This is a genomic window from Corallococcus sp. AB045, assembly GCF_003668895.1.
Classification (GTDB): domain Bacteria; phylum Myxococcota; class Myxococcia; order Myxococcales; family Myxococcaceae; genus Corallococcus; species Corallococcus coralloides.
Map to the genome: position 1 here is coordinate 20,425 of NZ_RAWN01000063.1, position 21,442 is coordinate 41,866.

Below are 21,442 nucleotides of genomic sequence, written 5' to 3' on the forward strand. Positions count from 1 at the left end.
CTCCATGATGGGGGAATGATGGAATCGCATTCCGGGCCGCATTCTCATCCTCCGTCGAACTTCGACTTCACGGTCTATGACCGGTCCGGGCAGGCGAAGGTCCAGGCCGATGTCAAAGCGCGCCTCGGCACGACCCGCGAATGGGCGGCGACCTACTGGAGCAATCTGGAGTCCGTCGACCTGCGGCCGCGTGGCGAGTTCTTCCTGCTGATCACACCCGACAAGCTCTATGTCTGGGCGCCATCCAAAGTGAAGGGGCGGGGCATGCCTACGTGGGTGCTCGATGCCACGCACATCCTGGGGCCCTACTACGAGCGCGTCGGGACTGGACCCAAGGACATCCGGCCCCTTGCTTTTGGCATGCTGGTGTCGTGGTGGCTCCATGAGCTGACCTCCGCGGACGACAGGGAGGGCACCCGTACTCCTCTGATGCGGACAGGGCTGCCGCGAGCCATGGCCCATGGAGAGGTGGTGCGAGGTGCACACGCTTGAGGGTCTTCGTCGAGACGAACTTCATCCTGGAGCTGGCCTTCAGACAGGAGCAGTCGCTGGCGTGTGAACAACTGCTCCAACTCGCGGAGACGAAGGTCCTTCAGCTCTGCATTCCTGCTTTTTGCTTCATCGAGCCCGCCGAGAAGCTCCGGCGTGAAATCCCCGACGCCGAGGCCCTTCAGAACCGACTGGTGAAGGAGTTGGAAAAGCGAAGGCGGAGCGAAGGCTTTTCCGAGCCACAGCAGCATGCGTGGAATGAGGTCATTGCCTCTCTCGTGAAGGACACCTCCGACGCGGAGCAGCGACTGGAATCCATCCGAGCGCGGGTACTTCAATGCGCGGACGTGTTCCCTGTCGACGCGGAGGTCATCGCTCGAGCCGCGAGCCTTGAGGCTGAAGACATCCGGCTTCAGTTTCCGGATGCGGTGGTGCTCGCGTCCGTCATGGCGCGCCTGGAAGAGGATGCGGGGCTGGCGCGCCCTCCATCGCTTTTCCTGAACCGGAACTCGAACGACTTCGATGTGTCCAGCGTCAAGCTGGCGCTGAGACAGTTGCACTGCAAGCTGATCACGCGCTTCGACGATGGACTGGGCGCCGTTCAGGCTGGGCTTCGAGTCAGGTCCAGCTGAGACGGGCCGAGGCCTGATGAGCAGGCCCCGGCCGTGATGCAGTGACTACTCTGCCTTCTCCACCACGCCGCAGGCGATGCGGCCGCCGGCGTCGCCGGTCGGGTCGGTGCGGTAGTCGTCCAGCTTGGCGTGGACCATGACGGCGGAGCCGTCCTTGTCGAGCAGCGACTTCACCTTGAGGTCGGCGAGGAAGACGTCGAACTGCACCTTGCCGTCCTGGGGGACGTAGAGGTTCGGCAGGTCACCGGCGTGCTGGCCCTTGGGCGACAGCGCGCCGTGCTGCTTCTTCGTCGGGTTGAAGTGGCCGCCCGCCGTCTTGAACTCCGGCGCCTCGCACTTGCCCGTCTCGTGGATGTGGAAGGCGTGCTCGCCCGCGGGCAGGTTCATCAGCGTGCCCTTCACCAGCACGCCCTTGGGGGCCTGCTCCATCGTCACCTCGCCCACGTCCTTGCCCTGGGCGTCCTTCAGCGTCGCCTTCACCGTCTCGCCCTTCTTGATGGCGGGCTTCGCGCCCGCGTCCGCGGGGGCCGGCGTCCCGGCGTCCTGGGCCAGGGCGGGCGTGGTGAACAGCGCGGCAGCGACAAGCAGGGGACGAATCGTCATGGTTTCAAAGACTCCTGGAATGGGTAATGCAGCGGCGCTGGACACTACCCACCCGCCGCGTCCTTCGCAGGGGAATGTCCACTCCCGCATGCGTCCGGTGATGGGGAGTCATCACTCCGGCAGCGGGCCCTCCAGTGGCACCGGCACCACCCGGGACGCTCCGAACGCGGGCGCCCATACACGCTGCACCTGCGTCCCGTTCAGGAAGCGCATCACCGCGCGGAACGCCGCCTCCGGCCCTCCCAGTCCTTCCGCCCAGGCGATGCCGCGGGGTGACAGGTTCGGCACCAGCGGGCCCAGGGACTCGCGGGACCTGGCGCCTCGGGTGATGCCCAGGCCTTCGTCCCGCACGCGCTGGGGCACGTACAGCGGCGCGAACCGCGCGTGGCGGTGGTCGTGCACGCAGCCGGGCTCCTCCAGCAGCGCCGCGGACAGGGGCAGCTCGCGCACGTTGAACAGGAGCTTCACCGCCTCCTCGTGCGGATCATACGGACCGCGCAGCCGGTGGTCTCCTCGGGGAATCAGTCGCCGGTCCAGGTAGCAGAACGCCTTTGCCTCCGGAGGCACCGCGCCCCGGTGCCTCGCGCCGCCGTAGCGGAAGAACGGGCGCACGTGGCTTGTGTCCACCTCCAGCGCTGGCCCCTGCTTCAGCGCGCGCAGCTTGGGCAGCAGCGCGGGCTCCAATCCGTGCTCCCGCGCGAAGTCCTCCAGCGTGTCCTGTGTCGCGGAGCAGAAGGCCCGGAGGCGCGCGAGCATCCGCTCCCGGTCCGCGTCCACCAGCAGCTCGTCGAAGCGCGTCTTCACCCCGGGCAGGCTCACCGGGATGAGCGTGGTGAGCAGCTCGCCCCGGGCCCGCCAGTCCGCGTCCAGCGCGGCGGCCTCCCGCGCGATGGGGGAGAGCCGCCACTCGGGCGCCTCGGGTGTGAAGCACTGGCCCACGCCCTTGTGCTCGTAGCGGGGCGGAGAGGCGTCCGCGTTGGAGCGCGACGTCCACACCGTGATGCACGTACGCACCTGCGTGCCCGTGAAGATGCCCGGGCCCAGGTCCACCACCTCTCGCAGGTGGAGCGCTTCCAACAGCGCGTGGCGCAGCGGCGCGTAGATGAACGACTCCAGCAGGCTCGCGGGCGTGATGAAGGCCAGCACTCCCGGCCGGGCCATCAGCCGCTTCATGGCGACAAGGAGAAAGAACGCGAAGTCATCCCGGAGGCTCGTGCCCGGCGGCATCTCCAGAGGCACCAGGGCGCGCAGCCGCGCGTAGCAGGCCGCGTCCTTCAGCACCGCGGACGTGCCGTTGTAGGGCGGGTTGCCCACCCACAACTCAGCGTGCCCCTCCGGCGTCTCCGCGAGCAGCGGCTCCAGCCCACCCCGGAGCGCGTCCCCCACGCGCACGTCCGCGCCCGGCACTCGGGCCTGGCACAGGCGCGCGACACCGGCATCCAGCTCCAGGCCGCACAGCCTCGCGTCCGGACGGTGCCGCGCGGCGGCGGCGAGGAAGGCCCCCGCGCCACAGGCCGGATCCACCACCGTGAGCGGCCCGGCCCCAAGGTGTGACAGCGCCAGCGCGAGCGTGCGCTCCACGATGGGCGCGGGCGTGTAGAACGCGCCCACCGCCTTGCGGTTGATGTCGGGGAACTGGTGGACCAGCCGTTCCTCGTCCAGCTCGGGCGTGTCGATGGCGCGGGCCATGCCGGGCCATCCTAGACAGATTCACCCGGTGGTCCGCGAGGGGGCCCAGTCCAATGCCGTGCCGCAGCGTTTGCAAAAGCGCGCATCCAGGTCATGACCCTGTGCGCCACAGCCCGGACACGCCTGGGTATTCAGCGGCTGACGCGTAGCGGCGGCGAGCTCCACCGACACGATGCCCGTGGGCACCGCGATGATGCCGTAGCCCATCACCATCAGGATGGACGCGAGGAACTGCCCCGTCACCGTCTTGGGCGTGATGTCCCCGAAGCCCACCGTCGTCATCGTCACGATGGCCCAGTACATGGAGCGGGGGATGCTGTCGAAGCCGTGCTCCTCACCCTCCACCATGTACATGACGGCGCCCATGATGACGTCGATGCTCAAGACCGTGCCCAGGAAGACGATGATCTTCGGGCGGCTCGCGCGCAGCGCCGTGAGCAGCACCTCCGCCTGACCCAGCAGGTGCCCCAGCTTGAGGATGCGGAAGACGCGCAACAGGCGCAGCACGCGGATGACCAGCAGCGTCTGCGCGCCCGGGAACAGCACGCTCAGGAACGACGGCAACAGCGCCATCAGGTCCACGATGCCGAAGAAGCTGCGCGCGTAGTGCAGCGGTTGGCGCACCGCGATGAGCCGCAGCACGTACTCCAGTGCGAAGAGGATGGTGAAGACCCACTCCGCGACGTGCAGCGCGTGGGCATGCTCCGCGCGCACCTGCGCGACGCTCTCCAGCCTCACCGCCGCTACGCTGAACATGATGGCCCACAGGAGGGCCACGTCGAACGCCTTGCCCGCTGGGGTGTCCGCTTCGAAGATGACCATGTGCAGGCGGGTGCGAAAGCCGCTCGGGGAGCTCTGTTCGGAGGAACGGTCCACAGGCCGCGCAGCTTGGTCCTACATCGTTACGGAGTACTTGACTGCGGCTCTCCTCTTTTGCTAGGATTTGATCTGCCACTACGTGATTTGCCTGCACAATTGGGTGCGGCGGGGAACGTATGGGGCACGGCGACGACTTGAGCTGCCTTTACTGCGGCAGTGGTCTGTCCCAAAGGATGGTAGCACCCTTATGGTAGAGCTTCGTATCCCGACGCAGCACCTGCGCAAACTGCCAGTCCCGGAGAGCGCGACGCAGAATGTGGTGTTCTTTCTGGCCCGCGTCCTGGATCTCCCTGTGGACGTGTTGGAAGACTGGAAAGACGTCAATCCCCGCGACGTCAAAGAAACCACGGCCACCTTCAAGAGCATCATCGATACGCTGAAAAACGCGCCTGCGAGATTCTACATGCGGAACCGCGGGATTACGCTCAGTGCGAAGGACCTCCGGTTTGACGAGAAGCTCAAAGAGGTCGTGGTGGTTGTCGACAACAAGGACCTCCACGGCGTGCTCGATGGCGGACACACCCTCCGCGCTTGCCGCAGGTTGGGCGAGGCTGTCGCGGATGAGATGGTGGCCGAGAAGGACGCCTCCAAAGCCTTCGTCACGATCAAGGTAATGCTCGGCATTTCGGAGTCCGAAATCGCCGAGGTGGCCGGTGGACTCAACACGAGTCAGCAGGTCGACCTGAAATCGCTGGAGAATCTGCAGGGCCACTTCGAGGAGTTCAAGAAGCGAATCGCGAGTGAGCCCTACGCCGAGAAGATTGCCTTCCGAATGAATGAGGAGAAGCCGATCGACGTTCGCGACGTGCTCTCGTACTTGGTGGTCTTCGACGCCCACCGCTTCACTGCGAACAAGCACCCGGTTTCTATCTTCGGTCGGAAGGAGGGAATCATCAGGGAGTTCGCCGCTGAGATGGCAAAGAAGGACTCGGAATACAACTTCAAAGTCCTCATCTCAAAGGCGCCGGAGATCCTGCGGTTCCGCGATGAGCTCGTGAAGGAGATCCTCAAGCCGGAGTACGGCATCGGCCGATTCAAAGCCTCAGCGAAAAAGGATGTGCGTGTCCGCTCTGCTCGCAATAAGCAGACCGAGCTTTATTTCCTCGACGAGAAGGTAGGTGGGGACGTCTCGCTTGGCTGGATCATGCCAATGCTTGGTGGCTTCCGCGCGAATGTTGTTTGGGACAAACCCAAGGGCAGCTTCTCGTGGAGGGTTCCGCTCAAGAAGCTTTTTCCGTTGTGCATTGGGACGCTCGTCGACCGAATCAAGGAAATCCATCAGTCTGAAGATGCACGGCCTGAGTATGTGGGTCGGAACGCCATGTCTTGGCGCACGTGCTACGAGGCCGTCGAGCTGGCGATCCTCAGATACGAGGCAGGTAAGGCGTAGGAGGCATCGTCCTTCAACGTCAGATTGGTTTATAGCCGCCAGCGACGTGCTCTCGGTCTGGTTCAGCTCCGCCCGGCATTTGCCTCGGGCGGGGCTGTCCGTTTGATGTTCCAGATGACGCATGACAGGTACTGTTCGCCGCCACAGCAACACGCTTGTTTCCTGCTTTCCACCGGGCCGTGGCGAGGATTGCATTGCCGCGTGGGGCTGCCCACCAACAGTGCGGCTAACACGTGGGTCGCCGTGATGTTCACCCTCCTGGACCTGGATCTCCCCACGCGAGGACGCATCCGCGTGGATCAGGGGCCGCTGCGGTCGCTCCAGGAATCGCTGCGCACCCGTCCCTGACCCACGTCCAGGCAATGGGCGGTAGGGGTCGTCCGTTCAAGGGACATGCGGACACTGAACGGCACCTCGAAGCGCGTTTCCTTCTCCCTGCTCGGCCTGTCACTGGCGGCCCTCCCGGCCGCCGCGGGCGAAGCGCCCACTCCCCAGGCCGTGATGCGCGAAGCCCGCCGCAGCGTGCTCACGGATGGCATCGAGAAGGCGGAGGCCGTGCGCATCGGCGGCATCGACCAGTGGATTTCGGTGCGCGGGCGCCACAAGGACAACCCGCTGCTGCTCTTCCTGCACGGTGGGCCGGGCTTCACCGCGCTGCCCACCGCGTACTTCTACCAGGGCGAATGGGAGGAATATTTCACCGTCGCGCACTGGGATCAGCGCGGCGCGGGCAAGACGTACGCCCTCAACCCGCCGGACAAGGTGCGCCCCACCATGACGGTGGACCGCATGGTCGCGGACGCGGAGGAGGTCGTCGCGTACCTGCGCAAGACGTACGGCAAGAAGCGCATCGTGCTCGTGGGCCACAGCTGGGGCACGGTGCTGGGCGTGCGGCTCGCGCAGAAGCACCCGGACTGGTTCGACGTGTACGTGGGCATCGGGCAGGGGGTGGACGTGCCGAAGAACGAAGTCCTGGGCTACGAGGCCACGCTCGCCGCGGCGAAGGCGGACGGCAACGCGAAGGCCGTCGCGGACCTGGAGTCCATCGCCCCGTTCCCGGACCCCAAGGACCCCGCGCGCACGCTGGCCAATCTGCACAAGGAGCGCCGCTGGCGCACGCACTATGAGAGCCACGGCTGGCGCGCGCCGGACTGGCACGGCGCACAGGTCTGGCGCTACAGCCCGGACGTCACCGACAAGGACATGCAGGCGCGCGACGAGGGCCTGGACCTGAGCCTCGCGGCGTTCTGGGGACCCATCACCCAGCTGAACCTCACGAAGGCCCACCGCTTCGCCGTGCCCGTCGTCTTCTTCCACGGCCGGCATGACCGCACCACGTCCGCGCAGCTGCTGGAAGCCTGGTACCCCACCGTCCAGGCCCCGTCCAAGAAGCTCGTCTGGTTCGAGGACTCCGCGCACATGGTGCACGAGGAGGAGCCCGGCAAGGTGCTCGTGCACCTGGTGAATGACGTGCTCCCGCTCACGCGCGGGAAGTAGTCACGAAAAAGAAAGGCGGAACCCGAGCCCCTTTGGAAACTCCCGGGTTCCGCCCTGTCCTTCACGTCGAGGAAGAAGCCGTGAAGGACCGCCGAGCAGTTTCAAACTTTCTGGGGTGCCTCCGGGATGCCGGGGGGCACCGTGCCCGCCACACCCGTGGGGACCGTCACCGGGGGCACCACCGCCGCGCCCACGTGCATGCGGTGCTCCACCTCCGCGAACCGCGCGGACGCCTCCGCCTCCGGCGCCAGCACCGACACCACCCAGCCGACGATGAAGGACAGCGGGATGGTGACGATGCCCGGGTTCTTCAGCGGGAAGAGGGCGGACGCGTTGCCCAACAGCTCCACCTGCACCGTGGGCGACAGGAAGATGAGCAGCACCGCGCTGATGGACCCGGTGAGCATGCTGGCCACCGCGCCCTTGGTGGTGAAGCCCCTCCACAGCATGGACAGCAGCAGCGCGGGGAAGTTCGCGCTCGCCGCGATGGCGAACGCCAGTCCCACCATGAAGGCCACGTTCTGGTTCTTGAAGACGACGCCCAGGATGATGGCCAGGATGCCCAGCGCGAGGCTGGCGAGGCGCGCCACCTTGAGCTGCTCCGCCTCCGGCGCGTGTCCCTTGCGCACCACGCTGGACCACAGGTCGTGTGACAGCGCCGCCGCGCCCGACAGCGTCAGGCCCGCCACCACCGCGAGGATGGTGGCGAAGGACACCGCGGAGATGAAGCCCAGGAAGCCCGTGCCGCCCACCACCTCCGCCAGCATGGGCGCCGCCATGTTGCCGCCCTTGTCCACGCTCACGATGGCCTGCCGGCCCACCAGCACGGACGCGCCGAAGCCCAGGATGAACGTCACCAGGTAGAAGAAGCCGATGAGGCCCGTGGCGTAGAAGACGCTCGTGCGCGCCGCCTTCGCGTTGGGCACCGTGTAGAAGCGCATCAGGATGTGCGGCAGGCCCGCCGTGCCGAACATCAGCGCCAGGCCCAGGGAGAGGGTCTCCAGCGGGTTGGACACCAGCTTGCCCGGCGCCAGCGCCTCCGGCCCGTAGCGGTTCACCGCCTCGCTGAAGAGCGCCGCGGGGCTGAAGCCGAACTGCCACAGCACCGAGATGGCCAGCGCCGTCGCGCCGCCCAGCAGCAGCACCGCCTTGACGATCTGCACCCACGTGGTGGCGATCATCCCGCCGAACAACACGTAGAGGATCATCACCGCGCCCACGATGACCACGGCCGTCTCATAGGAGAGGCCGAACAGCAGGCGGATGAGGTTGCCCGCGCCCACCATCTGGGCAATCAGATAGAAGACGACGACGGTGAGCGTGCCCACCGCGGCGGACAGCCGCACCGGGGTCTGCTTCAGGCGGTAGGCCACCACGTCCGCGAAGGTGTACTTGCCCAGGTTGCGCAGGGGCTCCGCGATGAGGAAGGTCACCACGGGCCAGCCCACCAGCCAGCCCACGGAGTAGATGAGCCCGTCGAAGCCGGACGTGGCCACGAGCCCCGCGATGCCCAGGAAGCTGGCGGCGCTCATGAAGTCGCCCGCCAGCGCGAAGCCGTTCTGCCCCGCGCTGATGCCGCCACCGGCGGCGAAGAACTCCGACGTCGTCTTCGTCTTGCGTGCCGCCCACCAGGTGATGGCCAGCGTGATGCTGACGAAGAGGAGGAAGAAGACGATGGCCGTGGTGTTGGGCTGGCCAATCTGCGTGCCCGTGGTCGTGGGATTCATGGGTGGCCTTTCAGCGGCGCAGTTCGTCGAGGGCGCTGTCGTACTTGCGGTTGGCCCAGCTCATGTAGACGCCCGTCAGCACCCAGGCGCAGAGGATGGTGAGCGCCCCCAGCACGATGCCGACGGACAGCCCCGGCACGAACTGGTGACCCATCAGCGGCCGGTTGAAGGCCACCAGCAGGATGAAGCCCAGGTAGACCACCAGCATCGCCATCGTCAGCGCGCCGGCCACGCGCCAGCGCCGCGCGGCGAGCGCCTTCAACGCCTCGTCCTTGGAATTGCCGTACATCGGTGTTCCTCCTTGCGAAGCGTGAAAGGGACCGCGAGGGGACTTCAGCGGCGCGGGGCGGGAGGCAGTCCCTTGGTGAGCAGCTCATCCAGCACGGTGGGGTCCGCGAGCGTGCTCGCGTCGCCCAGGTTCTCCGTCTCGCCGCCGGCGATCTTGCGGAGCATGCGGCGCAGAATCTTCCCGGAGCGCGTCTTGGGCAGGCCCGACACCAGCACCACCCGGTCCGGCGTGGCGATGGGGCCAATCACGTGCCGCACCTGCTCGCGCAAGCTGCCCACCATCTTCTCGTCCGGGGTGCGCAGGAAGTCCGGCTTCACCGTGACGAAGGCGCACACGCCCGTGCCCTTCAAGTCATGCGGGAAGCCCACCACGGCGGCCTCGGCGACGGCCTCGTGGGCGACGAGCGCGCTCTCCACCTCCGCGGTGCCCAGGCGGTGGCCGGACACGTTGAGCACGTCGTCCACGCGGCCGGTGATCCAGTAGTAGCCGTCCTCGTCGCGGCGGCAGCCGTCGCCGGTGAAGTACAGCGGCAGGAAGCGCGCGTAGTACGTCTCCACGAAGCGCGAGTGGTGGCCGTACAGCGTGCGCGCCTGGCCCGGCCACGAGCGCGCGAGGCACAGGTTGCCGCTGACGCCGTTGCCCTCCAGCTTGCGGCCCTCTTCATCCACCAGAACCGGCTCCACGCCGAAGAAGGGCAGGGTGGCGCTGCCGGGCATGCAGGGCGTCGCGCCCGGCAGCGGCGCGATGAGGATGCCGCCCGTCTCCGTCTGCCACCAGGTATCCACCACGGGGCAGCGGCCCTCGCCCACCACGTCGTGGAACCAGCGCCAGACCTCCGGGTTGATGGGCTCGCCCACGCTGCCCAACAGGCGCAGCGACTTGCGGGACGACTTCGTGACGAAGCTGTCGCCCTCCTTGATGAGCGAGCGCAGCGCGGTGGGCGCGGTGTAGAGCGTGGTGGCCTTCAGGTCGTCCACCACCTGCCAGAGGCGGCTCGCGTCCGGCCACGTCGGCGTGGACTCGAAGAGGACCGTGGTGGTGCCAGTGGAGAGCGGGCCGTACACGAGATACGAGTGGCCCGTCACCCAGCCCACGTCCGCGGTGCAGAAGTGCACGTCGTCCGGCTGCGTGTCGAAGATGTAGCGGAACGTCGTGTTCGCGTAGACGAGGTATCCGCCCGTGGTGTGCAGCACGCCCTTGGGCTTCCCGGTGGAGCCGGAGGTGTAGAGGATGAAGAGCGGGTCCTCCGCGTCCATCCACTCCGCGGGGCAGACGCCGCGGTGTTTCTGGACCTCCACGTCCAGCCAGTGGTCGCGCCCCTCGCGCATGGGCACTTCCTTGGGCGTGCGGCGCGCGACGAGTACGGACGTCACCTGGGGCAGCCCATCCAGGGCCTCGTCTGTGATGGCCTTGGTGGCCACGCTCTTGGGGCCGCGCGGGCCTTCGTTGGCGGTGATGACGACCTTCGCGCCGGAGTCCAGCACGCGCTCGCGCAGCGAGTCCGCGGAGAAGCCCGCGAACACCACCGAGTGCACCGCGCCGATGCGCGCGCACGCCAGCAGCGAGTACACCAGCTCCGGAATCATGGGCAGGTAGACGATGACGCGGTCGCCCTTCCTCACGCCGTGCGCCTTGAGCACGTTGGCCAGGCGGTTCACGTGGTGCGCGAGGTCGCGGAAGGTGATGGTCTCGTACTCGCCGGGCGTGTTCTTCGCCCAGAGGATGGCGGCCTTGTCCGGGCGCGCCTTCGCGTGGCGGTCCACACAGTTGACGGTGACGTTGAGCTTTCCGCCCACGAACCAGGCGAAGTCCGCGGCCTGTTCGTTCACCTCGCGGATGGACTCCGGCGGGTGGAACCAGGTGAGCTGCCGGGCCTGTTCGCCCCAGAAGGCGTCCGGGGCATCCAGGCTCTGACGGTAGAGGCGCTGGTACTCCTCCAGGCTCTTCACGTGCGCGGTACGGCGGAAGGCTTCCTTCGGCTGGAAGAGCGAGTCCGTGTCGGTGGCCATGGGGGGAGTCCTCAGTAGAAGAGCTGGAGCTGGGCGGTGCCGGTGATGCCCGTGGTCGTATGGGCGATGTCTCCCACGCGCGACACGGCCACCTCCGTCTTCAGGTTGAAGGTGTGCTTCTGGAACCAGAGGTTGAGGCCGGGCTTGAACGTGAGCAGGTCCGTCGACGGCACGCGCCCGTTGAAGTACTCGCTGCTGAAGACGGGCTCGACGATGCCGATGCGGTAGCCCAGCTCCACGAAGAAGCCGGTGCCGCTGCGCACGTTGTCGAAGCCCTGCTGCCAGGAGAAGACGTTGCTCTGGAAGACGAACTCCTGGTTGTCGCCGATGGGGATGTCCAGGAACACGTCCGCCGCCATGGCCACCGCGGAGTGGATGCCGGAGGCGGTGGCGATGGCGCCGTACTGGTAGTCCCCGCCCACGCCAAACGACAGCATGGGCTGGTCCGTGAAGTAGATGCCGCGCAGGAACTGGTCGTACTCGTGGCCCCAGACGTTGTAGCGGGCGTGGCCCACGACGCGCGGCAGGTCGTCCGCGTTGACCGTCTGGCCGTTCTCCAGCTTCGCGCCCTCCACGCCGTTGAGGATGGCGGCGCGGTACGTCCAGGGGCCCGCGAAGCCGCGCACCTGCACGCCCATGTCGCGCCACACCTTGCCCACGCCTGGCGGGTAGCGGATGAGGTCGGAGTGGTAGTCCACCGTCTGGAGCGCGATGGCGCCCTGCAGCGCGTGGTGCGACAGCGGCGCGAGGATGAAGCCCGCCTCCACCCACGTCTTGTCGGCGAACTCGTACGCGACCGTGGCGTCCTGGATGTAGAAGGCGACGTTGTAGTCGCCGTTCTTGCCGAAGTTCGGCTGGTCCGTGTCGATGAAGAACGACAGCTTCTTCGTGATGGACCCGAAGACGAGCAGCCGCACGCGGCGCAGGAAGAAGTCCGTGCCCACGCCGCCCGTGGGCGCGCCGTCCTTGACGAGCTGCATCTGCGGATGCAGCAGCACGTCCACGTTGAGGACCGCGTCCTCGGTGATTTGAATCTTGCCCGCCGCCGCCGGCAGCGCGGTCAGCAGGGCCGTGAGCACCAGAAACCGCGGCAGGAGATGGAGGACGGGGCGCATGGGTCCCCATCCCCTGAGCAACGCCCGTTCCACCCGGGCGCGCTCCGGGTTTCAGGACCTTGGAGGTTGGCTCGCCGCGTCAGGATGTGGCGGAAGGTGACAGGGCGTTACCCCCCGTAACGATTCGTGCACTGCGTCGTAACACCGGCCCGGGGGCTCGGGTGACGCACCGGAGCTTCAGGCGCGGGTGCGCGGGATGCCCAGCCGCTGGCGCTTCTCCCAGAGCGTCTTGCGGCTGATGCCCAGCCGGCGCGCCAGTTCCGTCTCGCCCATGCGGTCCTGGTGCTCCATCACGAAGCGGCGGAAGTACTCCTCCATGGAGTCCGGCGAGCGTGGATCCTCGCTCGCCGGGACGGTTGGGAAGTCCGTCTCCTCCAGCACGGGCGGGCTGCCGTCCGTGCCCGGTCCGCCCGGTGGCTCCAGCGCCAGCAGGTCGGCGGTGAGGAGCGGCCCGTCCGCGAGGATGACCGCGCGCTCGATGGCGTTCTCCAACTCGCGCACGTTGCCCGGCCACGGGTGCTGCGCGATGGCCGCCAGCGCGTCCGGGGACAGCGAAGCGGGCGGGCGCCCGATGCGGCGGCTGGCCCGCTCCAGCAGGTGCTTCGCCAGCGCGGGCACGTCCTCGCCGCGCTCGCGCAGGGGCGGCAGGCGGATTTCCACGACGCGCAGGCGGAAGTAGAGGTCCTGGCGGAACAGCCCCTCTTGCACGCGGCGGGGCAGGTCGCGGTGCGTGGCCGCGAGGATGCGCACGTCCACCTTGCGCGAGCGCGTGGCGCCCACCCGCCGCACCTCGCCGTCCTGGAGCATGCGCAACAGGCGCGCCTGCGCGGGCGCGGGCAGCTCCCCAATCTCATCCAGGAAGAGCGTGCCGCCGTGCGCGGCCTCTACAAGTCCAGCGTGCGCGGCCTGCGCGCCGGTGAAGGCGCCCTTTTCGTGGCCGAACAGCTCGCTCTCCAGCAGGCCTTCCGGGATGGCGGCGCAGTTGACGGCGATGAGGGGCCCTTCCGCGCGCGGGCTCTGCGCGTGGACGGCGCGGGCCACCAGCTCCTTGCCGGTGCCGGACTCGCCCAGCACCAGCACGGTGGCGGCGGAGGGGGCCACCTTGCGCACGCGCTCGAACACGTCGCGCATGGCGGGGGAGTTGCCCACCATGCCGCCGGGGGACCAGGTCTGCTCCACCTCGCGCTTGAGGGCGGCGTTCTGGCGGGTGAGGCGGCCCTCGCGCAGCACGCGCTCCACCTGGAGCAGCAGCTCGTCGTGGTCGAAGGGCTTCGCGATGTAGTCCACCGCGCCCAGCTTCATCGCGTCCACGGCGGACTTCACCGTGGCGAAGCTGGTCATGATGAGCACCGGCACGCCCGGACACAGCGCGATGATGTCCGTGCCCGGCGGCCCGGGCAGGCGCAAGTCGGAGATGACCAGGTCGAAGGCATCCAACGTGTGCTCGGCAGCGGCCTCCGGCACGGCACCGGCTTCCGCCACGTCGTGGCCCGCGCGGGTGAGCAGCCTTCGCAGCTCCGTGCGGATGATGGGTTCGTCCTCGATGACCAGGATGCGGCTCAAGCGGAGGCCTCCTGCTTCAATACGTCAGCGCGAGGCAGGCTCAGCGTCACGCGGGTGCCGCCGTCCTGGCGGGCCTCGATGCGCAGCGTGCCGCCGTGCTCGCGCACGATGCCCTCCACCAATGTGAGGCCCAGGCCGGTGCCTTCGCCGGGCTGCTTGGTGGTGAAGAACGGCTCGAAGATGCGTTGCGACAGCTCCGGGGCGATGCCGTGTCCCCGGTCCTCCACCTGGATGCGCACCTGGTCTCCAGAGGCTTCCGCCAACAGGTCCACGCGCGAGCCCGCGGGCGACGCGTCGATGGCGTTGGTCAAGAGGTTCACCAGCACCTGCTCCAGCCGCTGCGCGTCGCCGCGCACCTCCAGCCCGTCCGGGCTCTGGTGCGTGCACGCCACGTCGCGCGCCTTGCGAGACAGCCGGGCCAGCTGCGCGGCCTCCGCGAGCAGCGGGCCCACCGCCACGCGCGTGAAGGGCCGGGACTCGCCGCCGACCGTGCCCGAGTGGCCGAAGCCCACCAGCGCCCGGACGATGGTGTCGATGCGGCGGCACTGCTGGAGGATGAGCCCCACGCGCTCGCGCACGGCCTCCGGATCCTCCAATTCATACTTGAGGTTCTGGCTGATGCTGGCGATGGCGGTGAGCGGGTTGCCAATCTCATGCGCCACGCCCGCGGCCACCCGGCCCAGCGACGCGAGCCGGTCCTGGTGCGCGAGCCGCGCGTCCACCGCCTTGCGCTCCGTCCAGTCCTCCACCAGGAAGGTGATGCCCGTCTCCCCGCCGCTGGTGTCGTCCGAAGGCGCCAGCCGCGAGCGGTGCAGACGCAGCAAGCGCTGCTTTCCGCCCACGGTCACGCGCACCTCGTTGTCGCCGCCAGGGGCCCGCGCGAGCTCCGCGAACAGCGGCCCCCAGGGCTCCGGCAGGCGCGCGAGCGGCACGCCCCGCGCGGAGTCCATGGGCACGCCCGACAGCGCCTCCAGCGCGGCGTTCCAGATGACGACCTCGCCGTCAGGACCCATGGCGCACACGCCCAGGGGCAGGTCCTCCAGGATGCGGTAGAGGTAGCGGCGCACGACCTCCAGCTCGCGCAACGGGCCGCGCATGTCGCGCGCGTCGCGCAGCCGCTCCTCCACGAAGCGCAGTTGATCCGCCAGGGCCGTGCGTGCGCCGGGGTCCAGCCGCAGCGCTTCGCCCACCGCGAGCCGCGCCAGCACCGGACCGATGAGGCCGGAGAGGTTGCGCTCCACGCCGTCGCGCAGGCGGCGCAGCTCCGCGGGCCGGCGCTCGTCGGGGGACATCTCCAGCGCCTCGCGCGCGCGGTCCACCTCCGCCGCGGCCACCTGCGCGCCCAGCACGGGCTCCAGCTGCCGGCGGAACTCGTCGGGGGAGCTGGCCGCCACGCTGCCCTTCGCGAGCCCCGGCGCCTCGCGCGTGCACACCCGCGCGGCCTCCTTCTCCTCCACCGACTGGCGCGTGACGAGCGACACCGCCACGAAGCACAGGGAGTTGAGGGCCAGCGAGGTGAAGGTGGCGAAGCCCCAGGGCTCCTCCGCGCTGAAGCCCAGGTTCACGGAGACCTGGTTGGTCCAGGCCACCAGTGACGGCGGCTCCCACAGCGGGGCCAGGAGCGTGAGGGCCCACGTCGCGCCGCCCGCCAGCAGCCCCGCGAGCAGCCCCGCGCGCGTGGCCTTGGGCCACATCAGGAGCCCCAGCACGCCCGGCGCGAACTGCGCGGTGGCCACGAAGGACACGAGCCCCAGGTCCACCAGCCCCGTCGCCCGCGCGTTCAGCAGCCGGTAGAAGCCGTAGCCCGCGAGGATGATGGCGGCGATGAGCACGCGCCGGGCCCACAACAACCACCCGTAGAGGTCGTCCCGTCCGCGCGTGGTGCCCAGCGGCAGCACCAGGTGCGTCAGGCACATGGGCGCGAGCGCGAGCGTGGTGACGATGACCATGGCGCTCGCCGCGGACACGCCGCCCAGGAAGGCGATGAGCGCCAGCAGCGGGGCGCCCTTCGTGATGGGCACGGAGAGGACGTGGAAGTCCGCGGGCCAGGGCAGACCCAGCGCCTCGCCGGACCACAGCAGCACGGGCACCGCCGCGTTGATGAGCAGCATCAACAGCGGGAAGGCCCACGCGACGGTGGCCAGCCCGTCGCGCTCCGGCGCTTCCGTGAAGGCCACGTGGAACTGCCGGGGCGTGAGGAACGCGGCGATGGTGGAGAGCACCAGCAGCGGCGCCCAGGACGCGTCGCGCGCGGGCCGCTGGAGGGCCTCCACCGCTTCGGGGTGGCGGGTGAGCCAGTCATTGAGCCCGCCCAGGCCGCCGAAGACGGACACCACGCACCAGCCCGCGACGATGAGCAGCGCCAGCAGCTTCACGCCGGACTCGAAGGCGATGGCCAGCATCAGCCCTTCATGCCGCTCGCGCGGGGCAGGGTGGCGGGCACCGAAGAGGAGCGAGAAGACGATGAGCACGCCGCAGAAGCCGGGCCCCACCAGCGCTGGGGCCGCCGCGGGGCTCAAGAGGCGCGCGGACTCCACGACGGCGCGAATCTGGAGCGCCAGGTAGGGCAGGCTGCCGGCCAGCGCGAACAGCGTCACCGCCGTGCCCGTCACCTGGCCGGGGTAGCGGAAGGCGAGCAGGTCCGCGAGCGAGGTGAGCTGCAGCTCGCGCGTCAGCCGCAGCAGCGGACGCCACAACACAGGGGCGAGCAGGCACGCGAGCGTGAGGCCCAGGTAGATGCCCAGGTAGCGGAAGCCATGGCGGGCCGCGTAGCCCACGCTGCCGAAGTAGGACCAGGACGTGGCGTACACGCCCAGGGCCAGCGCGTACGTCAGCGGGTGCTGCGTGATGCGCGGGGAGATGCGGCCCTTCTCCGCCGCGTAGGCCACCAGGAACAGCACGCCCAGGTAGGCCACGGAGGCGACGACGAGCGGGCCTGGCCCCAGCGTCATGGGCGCAGGCTCCGGTGCGCCACCCACCCGCCCAGGGCGATGACGCCCAGCCACACGATGAAGGGAAGCGAAGCGGGAGCCCCTTCAGCCAGCCACAGCCGGCGCAGCGGCGAGCCGAACAGCAGCACCGCCACGGCGAACACCAGCAGCGACGGCATGGCGGGAGGGTCCGCGGGGGGCCGCGACATTCCGGGGAGGATAGCAGCCCTGTCAGGCCGCCAGGGGCACCGTGATAAGCCGGCGGGCCATGGCTCCCCCGGACGTACCCCCGTTCTCCGAACTGCCCCAGTTCACGCTGGACCGTGAATCGCTGCGCCTGCTCCCCGAGTCCTTCTGCCGCCGCCTGGGCGTCGCGGTGATGGGCAAGGTGAACGCGGCCCACGACACGGAGGCCGTGACGGTGGCGATGCTGGACCCGGAGGATGAGTCCGTGCGCTGCCGCATCGCGGACTTCCTGCGCCGGCCGGTGCGCCCGGTGCGGCTCAACCGCTACGAAATCGACTCGGCATTGGAGGTGGGCTTCGGCGCGGGGGAGCACGCGTCGGTGGACGTGGTGCTGAAGGCGGGCACGGAGCTGTCCCCACGGCCCACGGCGGTGGAGCTGGTGAACCACGTGCTCGCGGTGGCGGTGACGCAGAACGCGTCCGACATCCACCTGGAGAGCTACACGGACGACGTGGACCTGCGCTACCGCGTCGACGGCATCCTCCACCAGTCGTACACGGACATCTCCCCGGACTCGCTGCCGGAGGTGGTGAGCCGCATCAAGGTGATGGCGGGGCTGGACATCGCGGAGAAGCGGCGGCCCCAGGACGGCCGCCTGCGGGCGCTCTACCAAGGGGAGGCCGGGCGGAAGTTCGTGGACTTCCGCGTGAGCGTGGTGCCCTCGCCCGCGGGCGAGGACATGGTCATCCGCCTGCTCGATGCCACGCTGGGCCTGGTGCCGGTGGAGAAGTTGGGGATGACTCCGGAGCTGCAGGCCACGGTGCTGCGGCTGCTCGGCAACCCGGAGGGGCTGGTGCTGGTGACGGGCCCCACGGGCAGCGGGAAGACGACGACGTTGTACGCGGCGCTGGCGCGGCTCAACGACGGGCGCAAGAAGATCATCACCGCGGAGGACCCGATTGAATACGTGGTCCCCAAGGTGAACCAGAAGCAGGTGTCGCCGCAGATGCCGCACCTGACGCTGTTGCGCGCGCTCCTGCGGCAGGACCCCAACGTGATGCTCGTGGGAGAGATTCGAGACCTGGAGACGGGCAGCACCGCGCTGATGGCGGCGTCCACGGGGCACGTGGTGCTGGGCACGCTGCACACTGCGGATGCCATTGGCGCGGTGAGCCGCCTGCGCGGTTTGAAGCTGGAGGACGGCGACATCGCGGAGGCGCTGCTCGCGGTGCTGGCGCAGCGGCTGGTGCGGCGCATCTGTCCGGAGTGCTCCGCGCCCACCACGCCGACGGCGGATCAGCTGGCGCTGCTGGGGCCGCTCCTGGACGGCGTGCAGCCCCGGGCGGGGCACGGCTGCGAGGCGTGCCGTCACACCGGCTTCAAGGGGCGCGTGGGCCTCTTCGAACTGCTGGTGGTGGACCCGGAGCTGCAACTGCTCATCGCCACCGGGGTGCCGGGCGTCCAGCTGCGCCGGCACGCCCGGGCGCGGGGCTTCCGCACGCTGGTGGAGGACGCGCTGGCGAAGGTGGCGGCCGGGGTCACCACGCTGCACGAGCTGACGCGCGTGGTGCCCTACCGTTACATCCTCACGGCTCGGGAGGAACGCCAGACGCCGGGCTGACGTCCGGCCCCGGGGGCAGCATCACGGTGAAGGTCGAGCCCGCGCCGAGGATGCTGCGCACCTGGACGATGCCGCCGTGGGCCTCGATGATCTGCTGGGTGATGAAGAGGCCCAGCCCCAGCCCGCCGTAGTTGCGCTCGGAGACGGCGCGCACGAAGCGCTCGAAGACGCGCGGCTGGTCCTCGAGCGGGATGCCGATGCCCTCATCCTTCACGCTCAGCACGGCCAGCCCGGAGTCCATGCGCACGCGGACGTGGATGGGCTTGCCCGCGCCGTACTTGAGCGCGTTGGTGAGCAGGTTGGTGATGACCTGATCCATCCGGGCCCGGTCCCAGTGGCCCCTGATGGGCGTGGTGGCCTCCATCGTGACGGTGCACCCCACCTGCGCGGACTGGGGCGCGTAGCGGGTCACCACGTCCCGCGCGAGCGAGGTCAGGTCCATGGGCGCCCGGTCCAAGCGCAGCTGGCCCATGCTGATGCGCGACACGTCCAGCAGGTCCTCGATGAGGTCCGACAGCTTGCGCACCTGGCGGCGGGCCACCTCCAGGTCGCGGGCGATGCGCTCCACGGGCAGGGTGGCGGAAGGGTTGTTCTCCACGGTGCGCAGCAGGGCCGTGAGCTTGAGCTGGAGCGGGGTGAGCGGCGTCTTCAGCTCGTGCGAGGCGACGGAGAGGAACTCGTCGCGGGCGCGCACGGCGTCGCGGAGCATCTCCAGCTCGCGCCGCTCCTGGTTCTGCTTGCGCTGGGTGATGTCGCGCGTCACCTTGGCGAAGCCCCGGAGCTTGCCTGCCGGGTCGTGCAGCGCGGTGATGACGACGCTGGCCCAGAAGAGGCTGCCGTCCTTGCGGACGCGCCACGCCTCCTCCTCGAAGTGCCCTTCGCTGGCGGCCACCTGGAGGGCGTACCAGGGCTTGCCCCGGGCCACGTCCTCCGGGGGGAAGAAGCGGCTGAAGTGCTGGCCGATGATCTCCTCGGCCTTGTACTGCTTGAAGCGCTCGGCGCCGGCGTTCCAGGTGGTGACGCGGCCATCGGGGTCCAGCATGTAGATGGCGTAGTCCTGGATGTGCTCGACGAGCAGGCGGAAGCGCTCCTCGCTCTGCAGCAGCTGCTCCTGGGCGAGCTTGCGCTCGGTGAAGTCGCGCGTCACCTGGCCGTAGCCCACGAGCTGGCCCTGGGCGTCGCGCATCGCGGTGATGACGACGTTGGCCCAGAAGAGGCTGTGGTCCTTGCGGACGCGCCAGCCCTCTTCCTCGAAGCGGCCCTCGCGGTTGACGATCTCCAGGTCCTGCTGGGGCTTGCCGCGGGCGATGTCCTCGGGCGGGTAGAAGCGGCTGAAGTGCTGGCCGAGGATCTCCTCGGACCGGTAGCCCTTGATGCGCTCGGCGCCGGTGTTCCAGCTCATGATGTCGCCCGCTGGATCCAGCGTCAGGATGGCGTAGTCCTTCACGCTGTCGATGAACAGGCCCAGCTGCGCGCCCATGTCGCGAGCCGCGTGGGGGGTCGCGTAGGCGATGTCGCCACCGCTGGCGGACGAGGGGGGCTGACTGTCGTCCAGGGGACTCCTCATAGACGGTCCAGCGTAACGCAGGGTACGGGGACTTCGGGGAGGAACGACAGGGTGGATCCATCCACCACCCAACCCTGCCGGCTGACCGGGCTTCCGAGCAGGGCGGAAGCTCACACCCTGCGTGGAGAACTCGCCGGTTCTCGGGGGGGCGCATTGGCCCCAGGTCCAATGCGTGGGCCGGGTGCCTGCGTGACGCGCGGCCGGCCCGGCTAGGGCTTGCGGTGGTCGTAGCTCAGGAAGACGACGCCACAGTCGAGCGTGCGCGTGCCCGTGTGGCGCAGGCGGTGGGGCGCGAAGCCCGCTTCGACGAGCCGGATGCCCTGGCCGACGATGACGGGGCTGACCTTGATGATGAACGCATCGATTTCGGGAAGCAGCTCGGCCGCGAGCGCGCCGCCGCCGCACAGCCAGATGCCCAGGCCGTCGCGCGCCTTCAGTTCGCGCACGGTGGCGAGCGGCGTGCTGGAGAGGTTGACGGCGGGGTCGGGGCTCTTCGTGAGGGTGCGGGAGAAGACGTAGTGTTCGAGGTGCGGGTACGCGTTGGTGACGCCCGCGTCCAGACCGACCTGATAGGTGTTGCGGCCCTCCAGCACGGTGTCGAAGTGCTTGCCCGGGCCGGTGATGCCCTTGAAGGCGCGGTAGCCGCCGGGGAGCGTCTCCGGGTACTCGGCGGCGATGGCGTCCAGGTACTCCGGCTCCGTGCTGAAGTAGTCGTACGCACCGGTGGGCGAGGCGATGAAGCCGTCGAGCGAGCTGGCGACGTAATAGGTCAGTTTCCGCATGGGCGTGCTTCCTCCTGAAGCCTGGGCTTAGCACGGGTATGCGGACGCACCTGTTAGAACGGCGGCGTTGGTTGCCTGCACGGCAATCACAGATGAGGGAGTGCCATGAGATTCCTATGGGTGCTGGGAGGAGTGGTGCTGGGTTCGGTCCTGACGCTCATCACCGGGGTCGCGCTGTGGCTGCACGACACGGGGCCCGCGCGAGCGGGGATCGAGGTGCGCGTGGAGAACCGCACCGGCCAGGACGTGCGCGAGGTGCGAATCGAGCACGACCGCGGGCAGGTCATCTACCGCGCCATGGGCAAGGGGGACACCGTGGCCCTGAGCTATCCCGTCCGAGGTGAGTCGTCGTACCGCCTCATCGCCGTGTTGGAGGACGGACGCGAGCTGAGAGGCGGCGCGGGCTACATCGAGCGTGGGGCGCGGACTCGGGAGGTGCTGGAGCCGGAGCGGGTCGTTTCGTCGGATCCGTGA

General features: G+C 69.0%; 18 protein-coding genes. 6 read left to right on the forward strand and 12 right to left on the reverse strand.

The window, feature by feature from the left end; all coding sequences use genetic code 11:
• Positions 1-15 precede the first annotated feature (15 nt).
• Positions 16-492: a hypothetical protein gene (locus D7Y21_RS17265; protein WP_121714464.1), complete on the forward strand. Its 477-nt coding sequence runs from the start codon at positions 16-18 to the stop codon at positions 490-492.
• Positions 489-1,121 (forward strand): PIN domain-containing protein, encoded by a 633-nt coding sequence (locus tag D7Y21_RS17270; RefSeq protein WP_121714466.1) that lies wholly within the window; start codon positions 489-491, stop codon positions 1,119-1,121. The genes D7Y21_RS17265 and D7Y21_RS17270 overlap by 4 nt, the downstream gene beginning before the upstream one ends.
• A gap of 45 nt (positions 1,122-1,166) precedes the next feature.
• Here D7Y21_RS17270 and D7Y21_RS17275 read toward each other — a convergent pair whose 3' ends face one another.
• From D7Y21_RS17275 to D7Y21_RS17285, 3 genes are all read right to left on the reverse strand, one after another.
• Complete coding sequence (locus tag D7Y21_RS17275; RefSeq protein WP_199735433.1) at positions 1,167-1,724, reverse strand: superoxide dismutase family protein; 558 nt, start codon at positions 1,722-1,724, stop codon at positions 1,167-1,169.
• Positions 1,725-1,835: 111 nt separating this feature from the next.
• A complete protein-coding gene (locus D7Y21_RS17280; protein WP_121714468.1) occupies positions 1,836-3,413 on the reverse strand; it encodes an N-6 DNA methylase in 1,578 nt (525 codons plus the stop codon).
• Positions 3,414-3,434: 21 nt separating this feature from the next.
• Complete coding sequence (locus tag D7Y21_RS17285; protein ID WP_121714470.1) at positions 3,435-4,289, reverse strand: ion transporter; 855 nt, start codon at positions 4,287-4,289, stop codon at positions 3,435-3,437.
• A 190-nt stretch (positions 4,290-4,479) separates the two neighbouring features.
• Here D7Y21_RS17285 and D7Y21_RS17290 point away from each other — a divergent pair, with 190 nt between their 5' ends.
• The gene (locus tag D7Y21_RS17290; RefSeq protein WP_121714472.1) at positions 4,480-5,682 is read left to right on the forward strand and encodes an AIPR family protein; all 1,203 of its coding nucleotides are present in this window, start codon (positions 4,480-4,482) and stop codon (positions 5,680-5,682) included.
• Positions 5,683-6,075: 393 nt separating this feature from the next.
• Positions 6,076-7,179: an alpha/beta fold hydrolase gene (locus D7Y21_RS17295; RefSeq protein WP_121714474.1), complete on the forward strand. Its 1,104-nt coding sequence runs from the start codon at positions 6,076-6,078 to the stop codon at positions 7,177-7,179.
• A gap of 101 nt (positions 7,180-7,280) precedes the next feature.
• On the opposite strand, the gene D7Y21_RS17300 is transcribed toward D7Y21_RS17295, so the two are convergent.
• From D7Y21_RS17300 to D7Y21_RS17330, 7 genes are all read right to left on the reverse strand, one after another.
• Positions 7,281-8,906 (reverse strand): sodium/solute symporter, encoded by a 1,626-nt coding sequence (locus D7Y21_RS17300; RefSeq protein ID WP_121714476.1) that lies wholly within the window; start codon positions 8,904-8,906, stop codon positions 7,281-7,283.
• Between the two features lie 10 nt (positions 8,907-8,916).
• Positions 8,917-9,195 (reverse strand): DUF485 domain-containing protein, encoded by a 279-nt coding sequence (locus tag D7Y21_RS17305; RefSeq protein ID WP_121714478.1) that lies wholly within the window; start codon positions 9,193-9,195, stop codon positions 8,917-8,919.
• A 44-nt stretch (positions 9,196-9,239) separates the two neighbouring features.
• Positions 9,240-11,204: an acetate--CoA ligase gene (gene acs, locus D7Y21_RS17310; protein WP_121714480.1), complete on the reverse strand. Its 1,965-nt coding sequence runs from the start codon at positions 11,202-11,204 to the stop codon at positions 9,240-9,242.
• Positions 11,205-11,215: 11 nt separating this feature from the next.
• Positions 11,216-12,319, reverse strand: coding sequence for a porin (locus D7Y21_RS17315; RefSeq protein WP_121714483.1), 1,104 nt, complete (start codon positions 12,317-12,319; stop codon positions 11,216-11,218).
• Positions 12,320-12,496: 177 nt separating this feature from the next.
• Positions 12,497-13,882: a sigma-54 dependent transcriptional regulator gene (locus D7Y21_RS17320; protein ID WP_121714485.1), complete on the reverse strand. Its 1,386-nt coding sequence runs from the start codon at positions 13,880-13,882 to the stop codon at positions 12,497-12,499.
• Entirely contained in the window at positions 13,879-16,833 is a 2,955-nt protein-coding gene (locus D7Y21_RS17325) for an ATP-binding protein (RefSeq protein WP_121714486.1), read from the reverse strand. The genes D7Y21_RS17320 and D7Y21_RS17325 overlap by 4 nt, the downstream gene beginning before the upstream one ends.
• Positions 16,830-16,991 (reverse strand): hypothetical protein, encoded by a 162-nt coding sequence (locus D7Y21_RS17330; protein WP_199724700.1) that lies wholly within the window; start codon positions 16,989-16,991, stop codon positions 16,830-16,832. Before D7Y21_RS17330 ends, D7Y21_RS17325 begins: the two co-directional genes overlap by 4 nt.
• An 89-nt stretch (positions 16,992-17,080) precedes the next feature.
• On the opposite strand from D7Y21_RS17330, the gene D7Y21_RS17335 reads away from it, so the two are divergent.
• Positions 17,081-18,619, forward strand: a complete 1,539-nt coding sequence (locus D7Y21_RS17335; protein ID WP_121714488.1) for a GspE/PulE family protein — start codon at positions 17,081-17,083, stop codon at positions 18,617-18,619.
• On the opposite strand, the gene D7Y21_RS17340 is transcribed toward D7Y21_RS17335, so the two are convergent.
• Together D7Y21_RS17340 and D7Y21_RS17345 are read right to left on the reverse strand one after the other, a co-directional pair.
• Positions 18,585-20,186: a PAS domain-containing sensor histidine kinase gene (locus D7Y21_RS17340; RefSeq protein ID WP_120568398.1), complete on the reverse strand. Its 1,602-nt coding sequence runs from the start codon at positions 20,184-20,186 to the stop codon at positions 18,585-18,587. The two genes, D7Y21_RS17335 and D7Y21_RS17340, sit on opposite strands and share 35 nt — an antisense overlap.
• 209 nt (positions 20,187-20,395) lie before the next feature.
• Positions 20,396-20,968, reverse strand: a complete 573-nt coding sequence (locus D7Y21_RS17345; protein WP_120568399.1) for a dihydrofolate reductase family protein — start codon at positions 20,966-20,968, stop codon at positions 20,396-20,398.
• A gap of 105 nt (positions 20,969-21,073) precedes the next feature.
• Here D7Y21_RS17345 and D7Y21_RS17350 point away from each other — a divergent pair, with 105 nt between their 5' ends.
• The gene (locus D7Y21_RS17350; protein WP_147443441.1) at positions 21,074-21,442 is read left to right on the forward strand and encodes a hypothetical protein; all 369 of its coding nucleotides are present in this window, start codon (positions 21,074-21,076) and stop codon (positions 21,440-21,442) included.